We start from the raw sequence: 24,691 nt of genomic DNA, 5'->3' as shown, positions 1-24,691 counted from the left end.
TCTGGTGTACCTTTGAGTTCCAATGAACCAGTTCCAACAAAGATTCAAAGTGAAAATCTTTTTAAAACAATTAACTAGCGATTGGTAACCTGTGGTTCGTTTCTAGCAAGTGACTCGCTGACGCTTGACGCGCTTTATCACTGTTCCCCGCCATGATTGCTTCATAAATTTGGCGGTGTTCTTCAATGCAGGTACTTCCCTCTTCAGAAGAGTGAGAAATAAAGTTAACAAACATAGTCGTTAAGATATTGCCGAATGGTAGGTAAAAGTCGTTCCCTGTCGCGTTGAAGATTAGGCTATGGAACTTCATATCAATATCTAGCCAACGCTCTTTATCAAGAATCTCTTCGCTAGATATCTCCACCATTTTTTGGAAAATTTCTGATAATTCAATTCGTTGATCCGCAGTCGCAAATTTAGCGGCCAACGCACAAGCTTCAGGTTCGATGGCACGGCGCAAGCCTAAAAACTGATGGCAGAATTGGTCGGTGTCAGCTAAACCGTCCATCCATTCGATCAATTGTGGATCTAAGAAGTTCCAGAACGCGCGGTCAACAACACGAGTACCAATCTTAGGGCGAGATTCTAATAGGCCTTTTGAAGTAAGAAGCTTAACCGCTTCTCTTAATGCTGTTCTACTGATACCAAATTGCTCACACAGAGCCATTTCACCAGGGATAATAGAACCTTGAGGCAAATTGCCCGACAAAATACCACGAGCGATTTCACGTGCAACTTGCACATGAAGGCTTCGCTTAGAGCCTGAAATAGAATTGAAATGACCAGCCATGTGTCTACTTACTTATTAGATATGTATTATTTAATTCGTACTATAACACTGATTTATATCTCTACCAACTCAGTATCAGAATAACGTGAGGTCACTACCAATATAGGCTAGAGCATTATTTTGACAATCTTGTAAATATTAACCTCATCAAACCAAACATACCCATTTATTCATACAAATAGTTCTTATTTACACATTTTTTGTATGCGTGAACTCACAAAACCACTCTTACTCTCACTATTTATGTCGGTAATGATCAGTTTTTAGATGAACACTCTTGAATATAGCAAGTGTTATTGTATGATTTATTAACGCAAGTAATCTACAATATAGGCGACTCTGATGTTTAACGATTTAAAAGGCAAACGCATTTTAATTACTGGCTCTACTGCTGGTATGGGCTTAGCTACTGCACGCATTTTTGCAAAGTACGGCGCAAAGATTGGCATCAATAGTCGTGCTTTCAGCCCAAAAGTCGATGACGTTCTCACCGAACTCACCGCATTGGGTGGCGATGTTGCGTTTTTTCCTGCAAACCTAATGGACACATTAGAGTGCGAAAGGTTAGTCAAAGAGTTCACCGACCATTTTGGCGGCATGGATGTGTTGATTAACAACGCAGGTGGCCTTGGTGGGCGTGCAAGTCTAGAAAATATCGATGACGAGTTTTATGAGCGTGTGATGAACCTAAATGTTCGATCCGCGCTGATGACAACTAAGTTCTCTATCCCACACTTGCGTGCATCTGCTGCTCTATCCGGGCAAACATCGTGTGTGATTAGCACGGGCTCTATTGCCGCTCGCGAAGGCGGTGGTGTGGGTGCTGGCGTCTATGCCGCATCTAAAGCGTGGTTACACGACATTCACCGCAATTGGGTGAAAGAGTTCGCGCAAGACAATATCCGTTTCAACATTGTTTCACCGGGCACTATCGACACCGCATTTCACGATGGCAAAAGCGACGATCTGAAAGCGACCATTGCTAACAACATTCCAATGGGACGCTTTGGCAATATTGATGAGGTTGCCCCTTCATTTGCTTTTTTTGCATCGCACGCTTGTAGCGGGTACATCACAGGACAAATCCTAGATGTTAACGGCGGACAAATAACGCCCTAGCTAGCTGACTGATATAAGCTCACTAAGTTATATAGAATCGTTAAGTTATATAAAGTCGTTAAGATCGTCACACTAAATAAGGTCATCAGACCCAAATAGATGAGGAAAACCTCACACTAAATTCGACGTATACACTGACTCTAAGCGCCAGATTCGTCTGGCTTTTTTTGTTTTCAAAGTTTCAATTTCAGGTGGTTTAAATGTCAATATTTACATTGGTGGAAGATTCAAGCCGCCGAATTCATGTTCAAGTCGCGAGACAAATTGCTCGAAAAATCTTGTCTGGCGAGTTGAAAGAAAATCAGAAGTTACCTAGCGAAATGGAGTTGTGCGAGATCTTTGGAGTCAGCAGAACTGCCCTTCGAGAATCCACTAAGCTGCTTTCAGCAAAAGGGTTGATTGAATCAAAGCCTAAAGTGGGCACTCGTATCAAACCAAGAACGCAATGGCACTTTTTAGACCCTCAATTACTGTATTGGATCCAAGATTTAGAAGACACCAAACCCTTTTTATCTCAATTCTTGGGCTTAAGAAAAGCGATTGACCCAGAAGCGTGTGCACTTGCAGCATCCAACGCTACGGTAGAGCAACGCAAAGAGCTTTCGATCCTTTTCCAAAAGATGACCATTGCCGCAAACGGCTTTGATTATCAAGAGTGGACAACCAACGATCATCTGTTTCACCAAACGATTTTCTTATCGACGGGTAACCAGTTTTACATTCCGTTCGCGAACATTCTGTCGACGATTTTCAAACAGTTTATCGACCACTCTGCCGAAGGCGGTCGCTTCTGTTTAGAAGAGCACAAAGCGATATACGATGCGATTATGTCAGGCAATGCGAATCAAGCTCGAATAGCCTCTCAAGCTTTACTTGATGATGAAAACCAAAAGCTGTCTAGGGTTGAATTAGCAATCGCATAACCAAGATTGACCAGACTGACTCGTGTATCCCAATACACGAGTCAGTAAGTTTTAGCGCCCATTTTTAACCATCCATTACCGTAGTGTTTCATCTTTAAATGTTGAACTCGGGTCCTCTCAGAGAAAACTTACGGTTACACACATAAGGTGTTGTTTGTGTCTACACAATCGTATGTAAGGAAAAATTTCTCTCTCGCCTGGCCCCTAGCCCTAAACGGTATATTGATGCAGTCGATGTTGATGATCGATACGCTGCTGGTTTCTCCTCTTGGTGAAATACCTTTGGCTGCCATGGGAATTGCGACCACTATGGTTGCCTTTGTACTCGGTATTCAAATGGCGCTGGCAAACGGCACTCAGCTAGTATTGAGTCGCGCCGTGGGTTCTGGCATTACCGCTTCATTATCCAAAGCGTTTTGGGCAGGTCTGTTCATCAACTTAGGTATCGCGACAATATTTTGGTTTCTGCTCACCTTTTTAGAACAGCCTTTAATTCAAGCCTTAACCGACGATAAAGCCCTTTACTTAGAAATCAGCCACTACCTTGATATCTCAAAGTATCTCGTCATTTTCACAGCATTAACGCAAGTAATTATCGCCCTATTTAATGCATTAGGAAGAACCAAAATACCGTTTAAAGGGTATTTGATTGAATTGCCGATCAACGCTGTACTTTCTTATGGACTCATTCACGGCTTTTCAAATTTCGAAGGTATTGGTGTTCAAGGCGCCGCGCTAGGCAGTGTTATTGCTATCACCCTTCGCCTTGTGTATCTGGTTCTTTGCGTGTATTTGAGCTCAGCAATTTCACTCAAATTAGACGCCCAGCGCTCTGAGTTCATGACAAACGTTCGTCGTCACTTTATCGAGATATTCCCTGTCGCAGCAAATGTAACCATGCTATTGATTGGCGCAACGATTTATCAGTTACTGTATTCGCAACTTAACATCAACGCGTATGTTGCGATTACTTTGGTGATGCCTTGGATTAGGGCTGTCTCTCAATTTATTACTGCTTGGGCTCACTCTTCCGCGATTACTATCAGCCAAGCGATTGGCTCTAAAAAGATGGATGACCTAGTCAAAAACGTCGATACCAGTATTGATATTGCGGTCGTCATTTCTTTTGTGTGTGCAATCTTGTTCGCAGGATTAAGTCTGGTCATTGGTGACATTTACCCGAACTTGGATGAGTCTACCTATCAAGCATTGGCCGTTATCGCCCCACTCTACATCTTCTTGCCGATTGTCCGTGGCTACAACACGGTTCATGGGAATGTACTAAGAGCACTAGGAAAAACGACCGCAGTCTTCAAAATCAACTTTACTGGTCAATGGGTAATTTCAATTCCATTGTGTGCATTGATCATCTTTGGATTAGACGGTTCTATCTTTTGGGCCTTCGCTATCCAACCATTCGAAGAAGTCGTTAAAGCTTTCCCATTCCGTCACTTGGCTCGAAAGTCTCTTAAAGAGTTTGATGCCGACAAAGCCAAAGAGTTGATGTATGACTAAACTCCGTATCGAGTTGTCGTCCTAAAATCTTCCTACGCTTTCTGAATACAACCTTGTCTTTTGACAAGGTTGTATTGTTTTAGCTGTACCTTTCATTGGTAGGCTTCATGTACACCCTCATTGATACCAAGGTCACATTAATACCAAGTTCATCTTAAAACTCATATAAAACAAAAAGACCACTCAACATTCGGTTAAGTGGTCTTCGAAAATATTCCTTAAGGACTGCGTCTAGCTAGACTATTGGTTATGCTATGTGCTATTTACCGTTCAACTTAAGCGCAGAGAAAGTCACACTGTTGTAATCGCCATTCTTTTTATCGACAGCGAAATCGCCAGTACCGCCACAACCTGGCCCCCATACAGGGTGAGAATCGCTCACACTACATTGGCCGTATGCGCCCGCTTTGTAATAGAAATCATCTTCAGCATAACCCGTTGGTGAATCAAGTTCATCGATGCCCTTACTCAGGTCGATTTCATACTTAACGGTATCGTGACGCTCGGTTTCAAACGTTAGGTACATCATGGTGCCTTTCACTTCCACTTTGTAGCTAAACTCTTCACCAAGAGCAATACCCGCTTCACCCGGCTCTGCAGGGTTTTCCCACGTGTTACCCCACACTGGATAAGCGATATCGGCACGGTTAGGATCTTTTTTCTCTAGGTTACGTTCATAGTTCCAGAATACTGAACCCATTTCTTGGTCAGGAAACTTCTTATAGAAGATCTTTAGTGGTTCATTACCATGCCCATAACCGGTTCCAGCTTTGATTAGCTCGTTGTGTTTTTTAGCATGAATCTGACCAACCACAACAGAATGAGCTGGGTATTTTTCTGGGAACTTAGCGTTAACTGAGACGTGATTCACTTTTAATGTCGCTTCTAATGTTCCGCCAACAGCACTGTATTCACTAGCCGCTGGGTGACTCGACAGTGCCCACTGGTTTCCTTTATCAGCCGTATCGATAGAGAAATCTGCGCCTCTTGGCATTTGTCGTAATTCAGAACGCGCATTCTTCGAGTTTTTCGTCGTAATCGCTTGGTTCTGCACTTCAAATACAAGGTTGCCGTCTTTATCAAGATGGAAGAAATCACTATGTGAGTAGCTCATCATAGCGACCCCTTCGATTTCATCAACGCGACCATCTTCATTAATATCTGAAGGTATGGTTATTTTCCAATTATGCATATCGAATTTATCGGCAGGTACGGGGTAAGAAACACCGTTATTTGCGAAAGTAACCATTGGCACAGTCGCTAATAACGCCACTGCTAATATGTTTTTCTTAAACATGACTCATCCTTTATTGTTAACAGATACTGAGTACACTCTCAGCACAGAAACTACTTTTGAACACGAATTAGTACTAAATATTTTCTCTTCGACTTAAATAAACCAACCAATAAATAGAATTTACATTTCGCCATCTTTTAACTTTTACCAAACATTTGGCGGTGGTTTATATCTATATCCCTCCACATGCCCCGTTATGTTTAAACCACAACAACTAGAACATCGATATGAAATCGTGGGAATATTCTTATATTTGTATTATTTTAACACATGCAGTTAGTTGGTCTTACAAGGTTTGTTAATATGAGAACTGAGTCATGATTGATTTGATTGGTAAGCCTTAAATTGAGATATTCATAACATTTAGCTATATAAATAGGCCATTAGTCGGAACTTTTGATAGATCTCACAGAAATCTACCCTAAGAATAAATACCATATTTGTCATACATTAATTTAATACCATGTAAGGTATTGGTTTGTGAGCCAGGGGTACATTGGATGTATCCAGAATAAAAAAATAATAGTGAGACAAAGGTATGAATTCTGTTACAAAAATTGCTGCAGCTGTTGCATGTACTCTTTTAGCGGGCACAGCTGCTGGTGCATCTCTTGATTATCGTTACGAGTATCGTGCTGCGACGGATTATACAAAGACTAATGGTGATACGGCTCACGTAGACGCTCGCCATCAACACCGAGTTAAGCTAGGTGAAAGCTTTAAGCTGTCAGATAAGTGGAAGCACTCTACTGGTCTAGAACTTAAGTTCCACGGTGATGACTCTTACTATGATGAAGATTCAGGTTCTGTTAAATCAGCAAACAGCCAGAGTTTTTACGATGGCAATTGGTACATCTATGGTATGGAGATCGATAACACTGCGACATACAAAATAGACAATAATTGGTATCTGCAAATGGGTATGCCTATTGCTTGGGATTGGGATGAGCCTAATGCTAACGATGGCGACTGGAAGATGAAGAAGGTTACGTTTAAACCTCAGTTCCGCGTTGGCTATAAAGCAGACATGGGTTTAACGACCGCAATTCGTTACCGTCATGAATATGCTGATTTCCGCAACCACACACAATTTGGTGACAAAGATTCTGAAACTGGCGAGCGTTTAGAATCAGCTCAAAAGTCTAAAGTTACACTGACGGGCTCTTACAAAATTGAATCTCTACCTAAGCTTGGCCTTTCTTACGAAGCAAACTATGTAAAATCTTTGGATAACGTACTTCTTTATAATAGTGATGACTGGGAATGGGATGCTGGCTTAAAGGTAAACTACAAGTTCGGTTCTTGGAAACCTTTTGCTGAAATCTGGTCTTCTGATATCAGTTCATCTTCAAAAGATCGTGAAGCTAAATACCGTGTTGGTATTGCTTACTCATTCTAATAATAAAATAGTCAAAATATAAAATAGCCCTCTCCTCTTGTAATTTATTTGGGCATATTTTAATTACTTTATTTTAAATAATAGGATGTTCTAATCAGAATTAGCTTCATTCTAATAAATATTTAACGACTATTCATTATCTATTTCTTATGTGATTTACATATGGATTTAATATCATAAAGAGAATATTTTATGCAAATTTCTAAAGTCGCTACAGCTGTCGCTCTTTCGACAGGTTTATTATTTGGTTGTAACAGTGATGGTTTACCTATTCCGACGGATTCAGGTGCAGGCAGCCAAGAATCAGTACTAACAACGGGTTACTGGCAAATTAGTGATGGTAGCTCCGCTTCAATATCCGCGTCATCTAACGCAGATCTACCAAACGTGTATGTTTTCCAAGAAGACGGTAATCATAAATACTATGACGACGACGATGACTTAGGTACATACACCATTAAAGATGCAAGTGCTTCTGCCAATAATTACGATGATGAAGCTGGCACTGTTTCTTTTACTTACTATGAAACTGGCTCGTCAACTCTTGAAATTTTAGATGGTGCGTTTACCTTTGATGATTCAGGCGCTCTCACCATTTCAGATAACTCAACTGGTATTGCATATTCAGGTTCAGATCAGACAGAAACTGACGCCGTACAAGAAGCTATAAGTGAAGCCAATGAAGCAAGTGGCATTAATGGTTATGTTCAAATTTTAGATACCAACAATGGCGGCGTAAAAAATGATGTTGGTGAGTTGCGTTTAAAACTGTCTGACAGCAGCACAGGTGCAACGGTAGACACTATTGCATCAGGAAAAGTGACCGTTGATTTAATCTACCAAGTCGATGAAGACACGGCACAGCCAGAAAACGGCTCAGGTAACAACGCTTATATTAGTCTCTACGCTTCAGGTACATCTAATACGAACCTGCACGGCGAAGTCATTTTTAACTCTGGAGAAATTTTCTACCGCTCTACGGTTACCGATAGTAGTGGTAAGCCTCAAATTCCTGATGAGCCTGTAGGCACTTACACTTTAGGCGAGGATCTAGCGGTTGAAATCAACTGGGCTAACGGTTATTACACATTCAAGGTCAATGACACCGTATACGACAATAGCGGCAACGGATTTGAGGCTTTCGACAAAGCTGCCGTTACTATCGTGTCATTAAAGCTTGGTGATACTTCTAACACCACACATTACGAATTGAACGCTGACAACTTTAAAGTTTATTCGAATGACACAACGACTGATGAGCTGGTGTTTGAAGATAACTTTAACAATTACCCGAATGGCCAAGCGCTATCAGGTAATCCTTACAACAACAACACAGCGGAAGCGACTGTTATTGTTGACGGTGGCAGTACTGAGCCTGACCCAGATCCTACTGACAACCAGGTAGCGGCTATTACTGATACGGATATTAGCGATACTGGCGAATTACGTTACAAGTTTGATTCAGGAATGACGACAGGCACACATAAAGTTTCTATGTACTATGACGTTGCTGAAACGGAATCGGCTTATGTTTCTCTCTTCGATACTAAAAATTCAACATCATCATTGATTGGTGAATTTAAAATCGATGAAGGGAAAATCACACTCCGTGGTGAAGACACTCAAGTAACAACATTCACTCCAGGTACATGGATTGACCTTGAAATGTCTTGGGACACGTCAAGCTTGAGTGCTGCAGGCACTTATACCGTTAAGGTCAATGGTACAGAGTATGGTCCTTATGCATCACAAAACACTACTCCAGGTGTGGAAGTAACTGCGACAACCATTAAATTCTCATCAAACGGTGGAACAGCAGATACAACTTTATACGTCGATGACTACAAGGTTTATTCCGATACAGCAGGCTCGACTGAAATATTCTCTGATGACTACGAGAACTACAGCATTGGCGCAGATTTAAGTGCATCACCATACAACTCAAGTACATTCTCTGCAGTTGTTGCTGAAGATCCTCTAAACGCTGAGTAATAAGTTAAGTTAACCTAAAACTCTGTCAAAAATGCCGTCCTAGTGACGGCATTTTTATTTCCATTCAACTGAACAAATCGTTCATTTGGCAAAAACTAACTCGCAAATAGCCCACTTACCCTCTCCATTAAGAGACTTGTCATTCCATACAAAATTCAAACCTCGAAAGCTCACCAATCCCCGCTTCGAATTCTCAATGTAATTAATAATTAAACTAATCGACATGTTGTTCTGATGCATATCACTAGTAACTTAGGTTAGAAATGGCTCTACATAAATCATGTTGTAACTGCAAGCTCTTCCCTACCTAGATACTACTACAAGTAGCCTGTTTGCCTGGGGTTTAGGATTTAGGATTTAGGATTTAGGATTTAATCACGATATACAAACCAACCTTAAACACCTAGCCATGAGTCGTCGAGAATACTTAATATGTAAATACAAGCTCGTGCGAGCAACCTAAGCCTATCGATCCCAGCAACATTAGCTTGTAACCGCTATTTACTAAGATAGGCAAATGGGAAGCTATGTTGAAGATTGAGCAACAAAATATAGAACTGAGAAACAAGGTTAACCACCAGCCTTTTATCCGAGTTATTGAGCGACCTGTTATTCACTCCACCCAAACGACAGACACAAAAAAGCCTCCAAACCCTAAGGCTGGAGGCTATTGCAATACCTTTAATATTAAGTGTTATTCGGTTAGATTACTTTTGGTATTGATCGTGCGATACGTCTAGCTGGTAGAAAGTCGCTTGTGAGTAATCATCTAGGTCGCCGCTGATGTTTTGGTTGTAAACACCGGCCTTGAAGTACATGTACTTGCCGCCTGCATCGTAGCCACTGTTGCTCATATCAACCACTTGTACAACATCGTCTTTGCCTTCACGCATTAGCGTTACAGTCATCGTGTTGCCTTTAACGTCAATACGGTAGCTGAACACTTCGCCAAGCGCGATACCATCATCACCCACTTCAGCCGTCATGTCGCCCACGAGAGGGTAGAAGTCCTCTTTAGTTGCGTCTTGGCTTTCATGTGCAAAGTAAACTGCGCCCGTAGCTTGGTTTGGCAATTTACGGTAGTACAAACGAATTGGTTCATCGTTTTGATCGTGAATCTGACCAATGATAAAGCGACCTACTTCATTCGCATTACCCGTCGTTGTTGCATGGTCGATTTTCAACGTCGCTTCTAGAGCGCCGTCAATACCCGCTGCCGACTCTAAGTCAGATTCAGGAGCGCTTGAGAATACCCAGTTATTCTTGTTAACACCTTTAGTGCTAATAGACTGATCACCACGACGCATCATTTCACGAAGCTCTGTACGCGCGTACTTAGTGTTTTTAGAGGTACGTACACCTTTCACGTAAGCTTTGAATACTAGGCCGCCGTCATCAGCTGTGTAGAAGATTTCTGGGTGCTGGTAACCGTTTGCAAGGTTCCACTCAGACACATCATCAGGCTTGCCGTTTTTATCATGGTCAAATGGTTGAGATAGGTACCAATGCGTCATGTCAAAGTTTTCGCTTGGCGAGTTACCTGCAACTGGTGTCGCTGGCAGGCCTGTCGGAACTGGCAGTGCACTGCGTGTGTCGCATTCAACGGTCGTATCGCAAGGGTAAACCGCTGCTACGCCGAAGTTACCAGAGCGTAGATCTTTGCGCGCATCTTTACGTGCTTTTTCTGCCGCTTTCATTTCCGCGATAATCACGGCTTCTGCTGCTACCACGTCTGAAGTGATGATATGGCTAGCAGGACATGCGTTAATGCTACAGTTAACCGCCGCTAATCCAGTCACACTGTTCCAACCGTTTTTGGTGTTACCGTGACCAACGTATCTTACGTAGCGTGCTTGCACTGCTGGCTCAAATTGGAAACGCTCTAGGCCGATCGCTTTACCTGAGCTTAGTTGGTTTTCTAGTACCGTTGTCCAGCTTTCGCCATCAACACTCACTTGGATATCAAATTTAGATTGGCGCTGATTACCTTTACTGAAAGATGCCTGAACCGCGTCAAACTCTTGTACTGAACCATAGTCTAGCGTTGCCCACTCGCCGTCACCCGCAGATGACCAACGTGTAGTTAGGTCTTGGTCAACGAGACGATCAGGTCCGTTACCATCATGGCTACTAGCGGAAACAGCAACTGGCGTCAGAAGCGCTTCACCAGTTTCTTTGTTATTTGGAAAATCAGCAGTAGGCGTGCTCGTGCTCGCACAACCAACCGCAAGTAGAATAGAAGAAGCGAGTAAAGTTTTTAGAGTAATTTGTTTCATATTTAATCCATTATTATAATACAAAGACAGCGTTCGTAAGTGAAAGCCAAATCAGCAAACACGAGCTATAAGGCGATTCACCTATCAGTATTTGCGATAACACGAAAATATTACGTAATCTTATAATACAAATAAAACACTTCGTTGGATAAATGAGACTAGGAACACTTTCCGATTTTTCCATACTTTAACTGGATCACATTTCCTATTGATAAAAGACAATATATAAGAATTTGGAATGCGAAATGAGCTAGCAAGGCAGAACAAGCGAGCTGTAATCGTGTGTATTTGCATGATTCGAGCAGAACATTTGTCCTTCAAAACACATCACTGTAAGTGTCCAAAAACAAAAAAAGACCACATTGTTAGGAATCAATATGGTCTTTAAAGCAGTCATTGTTGTTACTCAAACGTTAGCTAATTCAATAATGTTCAGCTCTAAGAGAACTAAAGCTCACATCAAACACCTCGCCGATGTAGTCGCTGTCCGGCTTAAACTGTGGATAGATGCCTGCTTTGAAATAGAAAGCGATGTCTGTCGATGTCCAATCTGATGTTAACGAAACCGTGTCCCCATTTTTATCTGGGTAATCCTTTCCCCACGGGATCAGGTGAGAGACTGTATTAGTTCCATCTAAATCATGAGTCGCTAAGTAGATACCGTCTTGATTGGCTCGAATCGTATATCGCCACTCTTCACTTGCCGAATAAGTACCTAACTCGACACTGAACGGGTCACAATGGTTACAGTCTTGGTTGTTGCGCTCAAAATCAGAGTTCAGTATCACTCTTACTGGCTTACTCTCGCCTTCCCATAACAACTTCACCAATGCTTGATTGATCTTCCAACCGTGTATTTGCCCAAGCACCACTTTCGGGTCTTGGTTATTAATGTTCGGGTAGTCTTCAATTCGTAAGCTTGCGGTTAACTCGTGACTGGTAGCGTTCGTTCTAGTGTCGTCCAAATACCAACTTGTATCTTCATCACTGGTGCTACAATCCGGTTGAACACTGCTTTGATACAACTCCCTGAGCTCAGAGCGAATATAGCTAGAATTTTCGGTAGAGGTGCCATATCCCATATCCGCTCTAAAGTGCACTCTCCCTTCATCGGTATTGAAATAAGAAAGACCAATATCGCTGTCGTAGACATCACTGTCGTTGGCGAGAAGGTCTTTGCTCGATTCGCAGCGCTCAGGTTCTAGTTCAGCCGCACTGTCACCCCCACTTCCATACCAAGTGTCTTTACTCGCAGGAATCGTCAACTTCCAATCATTAATATCCCAATCGTTTGAGCCGTTGACCTGTGTGGTGGTGTATCGCAGTGCCTGAAAGTGAGCCGTGGCTTCACCATTTTCAAATTGATTGTAGATACCCGCTTTAAAGTAACTCAGTAGGTGTTGCCAGTAGGTGATGTCTTCGTCGACTTTAACTTCATCGTTCACTTTGATCGAAAGGGTATTTTCATAAACAGAAAGATCAAACTTGGTGAAGTTATCGAGATCCGCCTCTCCCAAATCGTAGCGATTATATGAAGTGGCATAACAATCCGAAGAGTCAGCGGCACTGCTACAGTCAATGGCATTATTTTTCATGACTGCCCAGTAGTGACCTGTGAGGCCATCTCGTTCTTGCTCCCAAACCACACGCAATAGCGGATGAGGGATATAACCCGTGCCACTCTCGTCTGTACCTTTATTGTGGATCTGTAGCACGGTCACTTCATCGTGATCTGCGGGAGAACTCGCCATTACATGCTCAATATCAGGTAGGCTTATTTCCGCATGTAGACTGCGTCTTACGCCTGCTTCATTGATATCGAAGTTTTCTCCTTCACGAACTTCAGAGCGCATCTTGTAGTTCGCCATTTTGAAGATCAGATTTTCCGTCTCTTCGTCAGCATAAAAATAATCACTGACATAACCATCGAAGTTACCATCTTTGACTTCAGAGGTTTTATTGCCCTCCTCTCCATTAGGATCAGACACCTGAAGATCTGAGCTGGAAAGGATGTTTTGATACTTGGCAATATCATAGGGAGCAACAACACCATAAGATGCTCCTGGGTTATTGGTATCAGAAGGGTCACTAGAGTCACTGGAGCTGCTTCCACCGCAGCCATACGTAAGCGAAGCGAGTACGACGACAAAGATTGGCTTATTCACATTTATCTCACTTATCCATAAGAGTAGAGTGACAATGTATATTTGTACTATTTTATGTCAATTATCTATTTATCAGAATGTGAGATGCGGCAAATGAAGTGAAATGAACGGATATTACGTAGAGTTAGACTCAAGAACAACGCAGAAAAGCCACTCTAAACTCGACAGTTACTGAGTGGCTCTCAGATCAACAACTAAAATTAGTGTGTTGATTTTTAAATATAAATATTAGAAAAGTTAAACCTTAAAGCTGCTCATCAAGTCACTAACGCTGCCGTTAAGTGTTTTGATTTCTGCTGATTCAATCAGCTGATCTTGGCTTAGCTTATTAAGCTCCTCAACAAAGCTTTCAATCTTATGCATGTTCTTAGCAATGCTCTGAATAAGGGCATTTTGCTCAACAGACGAACCCGAAATGTCATTATTAAAACGACTTACTGTTTCCATCTGTTCGGTTAGCTTCGCCAACATGTTTACCGCTTGAACAACTTGAGCGCGAGTCAGTTCACAGTTACTTTTGGTCAACTCAATAGATTTAACCAAACCATCTGATTTAGACTGCAAGCCAGATAACGCTTCATCAATTTCAGAGGTACTGATTTGCGTTCGGTTGGCTAGCGCACGGACTTCATCAGCAACCACCGCGAAACCTCGACCATGTTCACCCGCCCTCGCCGCTTCAATTGACGCATTCAATGCCAGCAAATTAGTTTGTTCCGCAATTCCGCCAATCACAGACACGATAGACTGGATGCTCTGCGTTTCATTGGCCATTGAGCGAATATCATCAGAGGTGGTGCAGACTTGCTTCTCAAGATCACTGATATAGGTTTCCGTCACTGTGTTAATCTGTTTCGTCTCATCACTGAATACAGCCGCTTCTCTTGCTGCTTCTGCCGCCGACTGAGAACTCTTCTCTACTTCGTTTGATGCTTCAGACAAGCCGTTAATCGCAGAGACCACTTGAACCGTTTCATCAGTGTGAACTTTCAGTACATCGCTGGTTTCTTTACAACCTTCGCGAATACTCAGTACCTTGGTATCGAGATCCGAGTTCTTGTATTTCACATCCTTAACCATCTCTTGTAAGCCGATAATGAACAAGTTGATGTCTTTGGCGATATGTCCTAAGTCGTCATTCCCCTTCTCAGCAAGCCTTTGAGTGAGGTCTCCGTTACCTTGAGATAGATCGTGGACGATTTTGCGCAGTGACACGATTGGGCGGTAGAAACGATTCAGAAGTAAAATCATCAATATCACCGAGCCAAGTACACAAGCGACGATAAGGATGCGCGCACTCGACATCACGCCATTCAATTGATTGAGCGCGAGTTCAGGGTCAATACTAGAGAGCATAAACCACTCTTTCTGGCTGCCAATATCCACTTTCTTGGCCATCAAGATTCTCTGGTTACCATCAATCACACCCTCAATGAATTGATCAGGCTGTTCAATGGCACTGTTGAGTCTCATCTGCGTATCTGCGGAAGATATCTTGCTTTGCGGAAGTACGTTTTCGATTGTTGAAGCGACCACCATCCCCTTTTCGTCGATGATAATGCCTTTGGCTTCGTAGATGCTGTCCAGCTGTTCAAGCTGCGTTTCCAAATCGTCAAAGCGTATATCGGCCATGATGACACGATCTTGGTATGAGTAAGTCACACCGATCATAGGCACTTGAGTACTCTTAGTGAAAAATAGATCGCTAAAAGATAAGCCTGATTTCAATTTGGCTTGTTGATACCAAGGTCGAGTGGTTGGATTGTACTTTTCTTTTATTCCAACACCGTTAGGGAAAGACTCTGAAGGGCGAGAGGTATAAGAACGGCCGTCGTCAAAACCCACTACAATCTTGTCAATGCCACCAAGCTTAGCCGCATAATGCATGAGTGCTTCATTCGGCACTTGGTATGGGGATTTCATGAACTCTTGTGCAACAGAGTTAACGGTATCGATGGTGCGCTGAACGGTATTTTCTATTTGATTGATTTCTATCGTAAGCGAGTGATCAATCTCGTTATAAATCGTTTGGTTTACCTGTTCAGTGGCCAAGTTAAGCGTAAACCAGTTCGTAAATGCTAAAGCACTAGAACTGACGATCGCTACCATTAAAATCAATTTTCCTTTAAACCCTAGAGACAATTTTGAATTCATAAAACTCATCATCCATATCAACCTATGTCTATTATTTTCATCCGAATGAAATGGTCATTTTTTACATTTTCGAAGATACGGAAAGCGAAACTTGTTCATGCCGATCCATCGTCACAACCATCAATTTAATTAATATTGTATGCTTAATTAGCCAGATGTTCTGTGAGCGATCTTGGTATATTAAAACTGGCTAAAACCGCCCTGTGACATAGGTATCATTTATGAGTTTGGATTTTGTTCGAAGTTAAACATTGACGCATAACACATTAAAATAGATCGATTTTTAGATAATTGGCTCATCATTTCTCCGATAACATCTTTTCGAAAACTCTTCTTCTTTACCTCACCCAGCTGAGTGAAAAAATGAGTCTTAACTCACACTTCCACCAACTAACCATTCACTAAAGGCATTCAATTTTAAAATTTATTTGTAATACAATAAGTCTTGAGCTATGGTGTATTTGAATCATAACTTAAGTTCTTTCTGGATGCTTTTGTTCAATTCAAAGTGATAATTGAAGCAGCCGCTTTAAGGTCATTGAACGCGTTTAACGTAGAAACTGTCGGGGGATCTCGTTATTCGTTTTTTCACTTACTATTGCTCATTTGTTTGTCCAGACGGCTCGTCCGAACATGCCCATACAGTCACCAGCTGTGTGGGCTTTTTTTTACTTTCTTTTCAGGCCCGATACACGAGCGGTGTTAAGTCATCACCAACAATCCTGTAAGTGCACTGGTTTTAAGTTTACGTAGAAAAGTAAGTGAACGAGTGGGTGCTAGAAGGCTTTGAATTTGCCGTTAGAAATAGATATAGATGTAGATATAGAAAAAAATAGGAATTGAGGCAGTAACAGAGTTAAACAGAGTTTTGATTAGGTGTAGCTGAGGAAGTAGAAGTAGAAGTAGAAGATTTTAACGAGGGAACAAAGGTTGGATATGGCAGATAAAAACGAACCTCGCTCAGGTATCGCTGCCTAGAAGACAGGCAATACCCGAGCGAGGTCGTACGTCGATTACTTCTCTAGTTTAGCGAAGTAGTCGAAGATTACTGGTACGTCGTTGTTACCCATGCCAGCATCTACAGCAGCTTGTAGGCTTGTTGCAGTACCTTGAGCGATTAGAGACTCAGTACCTAGCTCTTCACAAAGAGCAAGGAAGTAACCAAGGTCTTTGTTTGCGTTAGCAACAGAGAAACCTAGCTTCTCTTCGCCGTCTACCGCGTAGAACTTACAGAATTGCATGAACGGAGAGTTAGATGGACCTGCAGACATGATGTCAAACAGTTGTTGGCCATCAACACCAGCGCGTTGAGCAACAGCGAAAGCTTGAGACATAGTCGCAACAGTCGTCATACCCATGAAGTTGTTTACAAGCTTAGTCACGTGACCAGAACCTAGAGCGCCTAGGTGGAATACGTTTTCGCCTTGCTCTTCAAGAACAGGTTTAACTTTGTTGAAAGTTTCCATGTCGCCAGCAGCCATGATGTTCAGAAGACCATCTTTAGCGTGTGCAGGAGTACGACCTAGAGGAGCGTCGATCATGCCCGCGCCTTTTTCAGCAAGAGCTGCGCCAATTTTCTTAGTAGAAGCAGGGATAGAAGTACCGAAGTCTACTAGTACTGCGCCTTCTTTGATGCCCGCTAGAACGCCGTCTTCGCCGTAAATGATTTTTTCAACAACAGCAGAAGTTGTCAGACAAAACTGAACGATGTCACTTGCAGCAGCTAGTTCTTTAGCAGAAGTGAATGCAGTTGCGTTGCCGCGATCTGTTACGCGAGCAACAGCTTCAGCGCTTAGATCCATTACGTTTACGTGGTAGCCGCGCTTTTGTAGGTTTTCAACCATGTTGCCGCCCATAAGACCTAGGCCAATGAAACCGATTACAGGTTTAGTCATGTTCAAACTCCAAATATAGTATTGTATGATTATATGCTCATTATAATAACGACGTCTTTCTCGTTACGCAATAGTTTTAGGGCATTGATTTGATGGTTAGACGCAAGTTGTGACGGGGGTTCACTTTACGAGAAAATATGGGGCACGCTTTGTACTTACAGGAACTATTTGCCACTTTAAAAACCGTCTATTGATGAAATAACATACGTTAAATGTCATACGATTAGTAAGAACAAGCTACGCCTTTATCTATGTATAGTTCACTACTCCCTTACTCAGCCAGTGATTAGGCTGTTCACGGAAAAGTAAGTCATATCAGTTTTTAGGAAACAGGTGTTGCGCCCTACTCTTCTAACAAAGCGACACATGCGAGTCTCGTATACGACTCCTGCAAATTTCATTGAGCATAGTGGCTAAGTACATGCCCGGTCTTTGTGTGTATCAGTGTCCAGATTTAGCCCTGAGCCACTGACTTGGCATCGAGAAGCTATTTATCTCTGACCAATTAAGTTTTCTTGCAACCTGATGGGTTTGCCACTTATCCAACTTAACTGACTTATCCAACTCCAACTTAATTGGCTAGCCAAACAAAAAAACTCCGAGCTTTCACTCGGAGTTTTTGGTATCTAGCTTCTGTTACTTCAGCGGATTACAGTTCGATTGAAACCGTTTCGCCGTCAACATTGAGCAGTAGCGTGTTGCCTTCAAGCTTGTGAGACACTTCAACTTGCTCGCCTTCGTTCTTATTAGGAACAAGAAGCGTCAGGATGTTGTGCTCTTTCGATGGCTTGAATTCCACTTCAACGTGACGGTGGATTTCAAGATCTTTGAACTCGTATGGGTCAACTTCGCCAAAGCCTTCAACGTTCTTAACTGAAGTAATGTTATCAGCAGACTCGTTGATGAAGTTTACGTCTAGGTGCGCAACTTCGCCACGGATAGTGAAAGACTTGTCTGCCACTTCGTTTGCGAAAGTTGTGTGCATTAGCCAAGTCATGTCTTTCTCTTCAGAAAGCGTTGCCTTGTCTTGCATTACGAAGACTTTACCTTGAACGAACCAAACCTTACGCTTGTAAGATTCAATTTCAGGAACGAAGTACTTGTAAGATGCCGTTGCATCACCTTCAACCATCTTCACATCAGATTCAGTGTCGAAGTCAGAGATAGTGCCGCCCGCTTCGATACAGAAGCGATCTTGGTGGTTTTCGTAGCCTGTGTTCTTGTTCTCGCCGTACTGACCTTTACCGCCAAATAGTGGCAGGTTTTTAGAGAACGTTTGACGACGCCACTTAGTGTGCATGTCTACACCGAAACCACCGTAGTAACCAGTGATTGACGCTAGCGTTTCACCGAAAGCATGCAACGTGAATGCGTTTTGGTCACCGTGAGAGTGGCTGATTGAGCCAAACGGTGAACATTTAAATACCATATGGATATGGTTATCACGCTCAGTCATCTTGTTGTGGAATGCAGCCCAACCCGTGATTGGGAATACCTTCAACAGTGGATCGTTCGATGGGGCTTTCTCTTCAGGTGCATCCCAAAGGAAGTTAAAGCGAAGATCATCGTAACCGAAGTCCCACCAACCGAAGTTGTAGAATTTAGTGTGTGCTTCAGTATCACGGCCTTTCAGTTGGTTGTAGTACCAAACGTACTCAGGCTTCTGGTTAACGCCTGCGTAATGCTTGATGTTGTAAGCCAGTTTTAGACCTGGGAAATCACCGATTGAAGACTGGTCACAGAAGCTCGCGCGCTTAGAGTGAACAGGCATGCAGTAAAGCGGGAAATCACCTGTGTTTTCGTAGAATGTTTTGTTAAACATGTCTACACCACAGTATGCTTTCAATAGGTCAAATGCTTCGCCTAGGAATGCAGTTTGCGTGTTCCAGTAATCAGGACCTTCAGCCCAACCGCCGTCTACACCGCCCCATGGTGGGTAATGTACTGCGTAGTATTCTAGCGCGTATGCAATGTACTCACCTGCTTTAGGGTGATCGTGGTAAAGCGCGATACACGTTGGGATGATAGCAGAAGAGATAGAACGAACACCGTGGCTGTTTAGTGGGTTGTTCAATAGATCAACCGTCACTTTCAGGTGGTGCATGATTTCGTCTAGACGCTCAATCAAAGCATCTTGAACTTGCTGGCGTTCTTCATCTGTGAAGTAGCCGTGTAGCCAGTCGTAACCCCAAGCCATAGCAGCGATAACACGGAAAGCCGCTTCATCGTTATAGCCACGAGAAGTCACGCCTTCTGGATCGTACGTAGACAGTTTTAGAGTCCAAGCTTTTGCTTTCGCAATGAGCGCTTCGTCTTCTTTTACAACACCAGCAATCGCTAGGTTACGTGTCGCGTTCAGTGCCATTTGGCAATCAACGTACATTTGACGCCAATAAGGACGCCATAGAGAAGCTTTACCTACCGTCTCAGCTGGGTACGCTTGAGGCTCTTCGAAAGGAGCAGTCTCAAGGAACTTAACGGTAGAGTTGTTGTAGAAATCATCAAACATACAGTGAGCTTGATCAGCTTTCACTTTTGCTTTGAATTCTTCTAGCTGATCAGCTTGAACAAGAAGACGCGGACGTGCTTCGCTCAAGGTGTCTAGGAATGATAGATCGAAGTCACGTGTTTGAACTTCGATAGGGAGTAGGTCTACAAGATTACCTGCTGAAGTATCGTTTTCCAGCTTCATCTTCCTGATTGCATCAAGAGATTTTTGGTCGCTCATTCTAACTCACTTATTTTTCAAGTTGATTGAAAGGAATTAGCAACAATATACGTCTTATTGTAGGACAATTGAATGTATTTCGTTTCAATCGTACAATTTTTTACAGTTTTCGTGATTTAGGTCTGATGTTGTAAGGCTGACACGTTTACTCGCTTCGCAAAGCAAAAAATGCGACGCCCTTTCGAGTCGTCGCATTCTATCTAAGTGTTAGCTATATATTAGCTTTCAGTTACAACTTTAGCTTGCTTGCCGCCGTCATCGACCGCTTTCACAAGTAGAACACCGACACCACCAACTATCACACCACATAAAATGAAGACTAGGCGTCCCCACATTGGGTTCGTCAGAAGAGCCATCAGCATAATACCAACACCCGCTACTGCGATAAGCTTACCAAGCATTTGACGTTGTTTGTTATCCAACACTTTTTGCTCTGCCGATTCTGCTACTAATGGTGTATCTAAGTTGCCAAAGAACTTATCAACATCCGCTTGACGTTCTTTTGATAGAGGCTTGTAGAACATCGTAGATAGTACGAAGAAGCCACCGGTTAGCGTGATGTGGGCAATGAGACCAATCGCAACTTTAACATCAGACCATTCACGTCCTGTTAGAGTATCAAGACCAAACGCCGCTGCTACCATCTCCGCGTTGATAACAAAACCAACCACATAAGATACGATACCACCAACAACTAGCGTTCCCCAACCAGCCCAGTCCGGAGTCTTCTTGATGAAGAAACCAAGGAATGCAGGAATCGTCATAGGGAAGCCGATTAACGCACCTACGTACATCATCGTATCAAACAGGCTTAAGCCTTTTAATGAGTTGATGAACTGTGCGATTAGGATAATAGCGAAACCAAATACCGCTGAAGTAATTTTAGATACGGTTACTAGCTCTTTCTCTGATGCTTGACCTTTACGAACGATTGTTTCGTAGAAGTTCTTAACAAAAATACCTGAGTTACGGTTTAGACCTGAGTCCATTGAAGACATTGTCGCTGCAAACATCGCGGCAACTAGAAGACCAACCATACCTGCTGGCATGTACTCTTGTACGAAGTATAGGTAAGCAAAGTCACCCGCTTTTTTACCTGCATTCGGGTAAGCCGCTGATAAATCAACACCTTGGCCTGCAATGAACCAAGAAGGCATGAACCAAATAAACACACCACACAACATCAACACACAAGCAAGCAATGCGGCTTTCTTTGCATTCTTTGAATCTTTTGCTGCTAGGTAACGGTATGAGTTAAGCATGTTGTTCGTGATTGAGAACTGCTTAACGAATATGAAGAATGCCCAAATCGTAAAGATGCTTAGGTAGTTGATGTTGTTGCCCCAAAGGAACGAACCACCATCTTGTACTGGGAAGTTGTTAACAATCTCACCAACACCGCCACCTTGAACAACCGCTACAACCGCACAAGTCACCGTTACCGCCATGATGATAACCATCTGCATGAAATCAGATGCGATTACCGCCCATGAACCACCTGTTACCGACATTGCCAATACCACTAGGCCAGTCACCCAGATAGTCATGTTCATGTCGAAACCGAAGATACCCGAAGCGATGATTGCCAATGCGTTTAACCACACACCCGCAGATACCACTGAGTTCGGCATTGAAGACCAAGTGAATACTTGTTCGTTGGTCGCACCAAAACGCATACGAATCGCTTCGATTACCGTAACAACGCGAAGTTGACGGAATTTCGGCGCGAAGTACGCGTAGTTCATGAAGTAACCAAATGCGTTGGCTACGAAGATGACCGCTACAGCGAAACCATCGTTATACGCTTTACCTGCTGCACCGGTGAATGTCCATGCACTAAACTGGGTCATAAAGGCGGTTGCACCAACCATCCACCACAACATGTTACCGCCCCCGCGGAAGTAGTCACTAGTAGTACTTGTAAATGTTCTAAACATCCAACCTATCGCAATCAAGAATAGGAAATAAATGCCGACAATAATCGTGTTGAGTTCCATCGTGTATCCTTTGTCCGTTTTAATTTGTTACGAGGACTATAGGAAATTCGACCCTTTATTTGTAGTACAATAATCCAAATAAGTGATGGTGATCTTATTTTGATTGATTAAGTTAATTATATATATGACATAGGATGGAATATGGCTAATCCATTAAGGAAATTGTTAGGGTTTTAGGTAAAAACTCAAAAGATCAAACACTAAAAATAAACCTCACTTTAAAAACAACAACTTAAAACAAAAGTGAGACTTTGCACACTTATTAACAAATACAACCAAACACATATAAACATAAAGATCTCAAAAATAATAAAAGAGAATCCTTGACCAAATCCACATCATTCATCACACAATAAACCAGTGTTTTTTACGAAATCGAGCGGGTAATATCATTAGAATTCAATTTAAATTTGTGTAGTGCTCTTATCTTTAGATCTAAATATAAATGGATGAGAAATCACCTCAATCGAATGACTATTTCAACCATTTCCTGATGAGTTAAGAGAGGAAATTTAAGATGCTGTCTCTGGGAGTGATAAAGAGAACGTGCAAAGATTAGAGGGTATTGAGCAACCCGAATAGCTAAAGAAAGATGGAAAAATAATTGAACCAAAACAGTGCAACACGCTTCCTAAAAACAAACAGATTAGCTCGCTAACATGTTCGTATGTCTCCCATTGTTTTATTGGGTGCTTATTATCACGCCAAAATTTTCGCCCATATGAATAAACAGAACGGTGACCATATGATGGTGAACTCATATCTAAAAAATCAGCCAAAATAAAACTGGGTCTTTGTGCATTTATATCCAGCTTAAAAAAAGACCAGAATCACACTATTTCCGAAACAATACGGTTAAAACAAGATCGAAGTCTAGTTAGAAGACTTCCGGTTGTGATCGCTCCGCGCTTCCAAGCTTTCGTTAATTGAAGAATTATTGTCATACAATATTCTATATACCTAACCAGACATAAGGACATGTGGCATGCGCTCAATGAAAGATATCACTCAAGACGCTATCGATATCGTTAAACCCTCTATCGACAAACTGTTTGAAAGAACCAATAGAAAAGAACTGCATATTGTCGTTATGAATCCACATCTCAAACCTTGGGAAGCCTCTTTCGAAGACGCCATTCTTTATGAAGAGTCTTTAGGAACCCCTGATAACTGGACTATCAAGTTTGATCACCTTGCTCGTAAGAAAGCTCAGCAAGCATGGCGAGAATCGACAAACAATCTAACACTTCATTCTCAACACCCATCTTCATTACGTGACGAAGACTTACTGTTTTATGGTTCGTTTGTTTACGGAAACGTGGTTGTTGCCTGCAGTGGCGTACAACAATGGTATGACATGCTGATCAGTGGCTGGATAGCGGTAGCTATTGAACAGCTAGCAATGCACGAATACCAAACAGAAAAAGCAGAAAACCCTACAAAAACATATCGCTAATAATTAGAAACAGAAGGAACTTACTATGAGTAAATTATTGAAATCCATCATGCTGGCAGCTGGCATACTTGTTTCTGCAACGTCGATTGCAGCAGACTACCCGAGCAAAAACATTCGCTTAGTTGTCCCATTTGGCGCGGGCGGCGGTACAGATGCCGTTGGCCGTACCCTTGCAAATAGTGCGAAAGACATTCTAGGACAAAACATTTCAATCATGAACCGTACGGGTGGTGCGGGCGCCGTTGGAATGAGCTTTGGTGCCCAGCAGCGTGCGGATGGTTACACATTAACAGTAGTAACACGTGAAATCGCTTCGCTCCCTCAAATGGGTTTGATGCGCCATACCGCAGACGATTTTAGACTCATTCGCTTAGTTAACCTCGACCCAGCGGTCGTATTAGTTGCAGCCGATAGCCCATACAACACCATTAATGATCTGATTAAAGAAGCCAAAGAAAACCCTGGTAGCGTGAAATTTGCTTCAACCGCTGCGCCAAACTTCTACTTAATGTCTCTTGAAAAAGACCAAGATATTAAACTCAACGCTATCCCTTATAACGGAGCATCTGAAGCGATTCCTGCAGTACTGGGCCACCACACAGACGTAACCATGGTGACACCGGGTGAAGCTATCGCTCAACTTCGTTCAGGCCAACTAAAAGCATTAGGTGTCATGTCAGAAGAACGTATTCAGTACATTCCCGATGTTCCTACTTTGAAAGAGCAAGGTATTGATGTAGTAACAGGAACATGGCGTGGTATCGGCGCTCCAAAAGATACGCCGGATGCAGTAATCGAGAAACTAGGTGCGGCATTTGATGAAGCAATGGCAAGTGAAGAGTTCAAGTCTTTCATGGCAAAAGGCGCAATGACTATCCACAACCTTGACGATAAAGCCTTCACTACGTTCGTTTCCGAAGATACAAAATCGCTTACTGAACTAATTCAATAACATTCATCCAGAGGCACAACGATCAGTTGTGCC

Annotated in this window: 15 protein-coding genes; 7 read left to right on the top strand and 8 right to left on the bottom strand. The window is 42.5% G+C overall.

All coding sequences use genetic code 11. From position 1 onward, the window contains the following. Positions 1 to 70: 70 nt before the first annotated feature. Positions 71 to 790 (bottom strand): FadR/GntR family transcriptional regulator, encoded by a 720-nt coding sequence (locus AACU28_RS15155; protein WP_004733531.1) that lies wholly within the window; start codon positions 788 to 790, stop codon positions 71 to 73. Between the two features lie 342 nt (positions 791 to 1,132). Between AACU28_RS15155 and AACU28_RS15150 the strand changes: the two genes are divergently transcribed. From AACU28_RS15150 to AACU28_RS15140, 3 genes are all read left to right on the top strand, one after another. Next, positions 1,133 to 1,909, top strand: coding sequence for an SDR family NAD(P)-dependent oxidoreductase (locus AACU28_RS15150; protein WP_004733530.1), 777 nt, complete (start codon positions 1,133 to 1,135; stop codon positions 1,907 to 1,909). Between the two features lie 200 nt (positions 1,910 to 2,109). After that, complete coding sequence (locus AACU28_RS15145) at positions 2,110 to 2,832, top strand: FadR/GntR family transcriptional regulator (protein WP_004733529.1); 723 nt, start codon at positions 2,110 to 2,112, stop codon at positions 2,830 to 2,832. A 147-nt stretch (positions 2,833 to 2,979) separates the two neighbouring features. Further along, positions 2,980 to 4,347 (top strand): MATE family efflux transporter, encoded by a 1,368-nt coding sequence (locus AACU28_RS15140; RefSeq protein WP_017081002.1) that lies wholly within the window; start codon positions 2,980 to 2,982, stop codon positions 4,345 to 4,347. Between the two features lie 259 nt (positions 4,348 to 4,606). Here AACU28_RS15140 and AACU28_RS15135 read toward each other — a convergent pair whose 3' ends face one another. Beyond that, entirely contained in the window at positions 4,607 to 5,644 is a 1,038-nt protein-coding gene (locus tag AACU28_RS15135) for a polysaccharide lyase family 7 protein (RefSeq protein ID WP_004733527.1), read from the bottom strand. Positions 5,645 to 6,182: 538 nt separating this feature from the next. On the opposite strand from AACU28_RS15135, the gene AACU28_RS15130 reads away from it, so the two are divergent. Together AACU28_RS15130 and AACU28_RS15125 are read left to right on the top strand one after the other, a co-directional pair. Then, entirely contained in the window at positions 6,183 to 7,043 is an 861-nt protein-coding gene (locus tag AACU28_RS15130; protein ID WP_004733526.1) for an oligogalacturonate-specific porin KdgM family protein, read from the top strand. A 192-nt stretch (positions 7,044 to 7,235) separates the two neighbouring features. Continuing rightward, positions 7,236 to 9,035: a hypothetical protein gene (locus tag AACU28_RS15125; RefSeq protein WP_102442564.1), complete on the top strand. Its 1,800-nt coding sequence runs from the start codon at positions 7,236 to 7,238 to the stop codon at positions 9,033 to 9,035. Between the two features lie 707 nt (positions 9,036 to 9,742). Here AACU28_RS15125 and AACU28_RS15120 read toward each other — a convergent pair. From AACU28_RS15120 to AACU28_RS15095, 6 genes are all read right to left on the bottom strand, one after another. Continuing rightward, positions 9,743 to 11,311, bottom strand: coding sequence for a polysaccharide lyase family 7 protein (locus AACU28_RS15120; protein WP_065606746.1), 1,569 nt, complete (start codon positions 11,309 to 11,311; stop codon positions 9,743 to 9,745). Positions 11,312 to 11,733: 422 nt separating this feature from the next. Continuing rightward, positions 11,734 to 13,476, bottom strand: a complete 1,743-nt coding sequence (locus AACU28_RS15115) for a polysaccharide lyase family 7 protein (RefSeq protein ID WP_102568821.1) — start codon at positions 13,474 to 13,476, stop codon at positions 11,734 to 11,736. A 237-nt stretch (positions 13,477 to 13,713) separates the two neighbouring features. Then, the gene (locus tag AACU28_RS15110) at positions 13,714 to 15,585 is read right to left on the bottom strand and encodes a methyl-accepting chemotaxis protein (RefSeq protein ID WP_121603153.1); all 1,872 of its coding nucleotides are present in this window, start codon (positions 15,583 to 15,585) and stop codon (positions 13,714 to 13,716) included. Between the two features lie 1,058 nt (positions 15,586 to 16,643). Continuing rightward, the gene (locus AACU28_RS15105; protein WP_121603152.1) at positions 16,644 to 17,525 is read right to left on the bottom strand and encodes an NAD(P)-dependent oxidoreductase; all 882 of its coding nucleotides are present in this window, start codon (positions 17,523 to 17,525) and stop codon (positions 16,644 to 16,646) included. A 649-nt stretch (positions 17,526 to 18,174) separates the two neighbouring features. Beyond that, entirely contained in the window at positions 18,175 to 20,253 is a 2,079-nt protein-coding gene (locus tag AACU28_RS15100) for a DUF4962 domain-containing protein (protein ID WP_017086751.1), read from the bottom strand. 218 nt (positions 20,254 to 20,471) lie between these two features. Continuing rightward, on the bottom strand, positions 20,472 to 22,250 hold the full coding sequence (locus AACU28_RS15095) for a sodium:solute symporter family transporter (protein WP_076648068.1): 1,779 nt from the start codon (positions 22,248 to 22,250) through the stop codon (positions 20,472 to 20,474). Between the two features lie 985 nt (positions 22,251 to 23,235). On the opposite strand from AACU28_RS15095, the gene AACU28_RS15090 reads away from it, so the two are divergent. Continuing rightward, the gene (locus tag AACU28_RS15090; protein ID WP_121603151.1) at positions 23,236 to 23,706 is read left to right on the top strand and encodes a hypothetical protein; all 471 of its coding nucleotides are present in this window, start codon (positions 23,236 to 23,238) and stop codon (positions 23,704 to 23,706) included. 25 nt (positions 23,707 to 23,731) lie between these two features. Continuing rightward, positions 23,732 to 24,658, top strand: coding sequence for a tripartite tricarboxylate transporter substrate binding protein (locus AACU28_RS15085; RefSeq protein ID WP_017080996.1), 927 nt, complete (start codon positions 23,732 to 23,734; stop codon positions 24,656 to 24,658). The last annotated feature ends 33 nt before the right edge of the window (positions 24,659 to 24,691 follow it).

Source organism: Vibrio sp. SBT000027, from assembly GCF_963894355.1.
Lineage (GTDB): Bacteria > Pseudomonadota > Gammaproteobacteria > Enterobacterales > Vibrionaceae > Vibrio > Vibrio splendidus.
The sequence above is the reverse complement of the archived record's forward strand: the minus strand, read 5'-3'. Positions and strand labels throughout refer to the sequence as shown.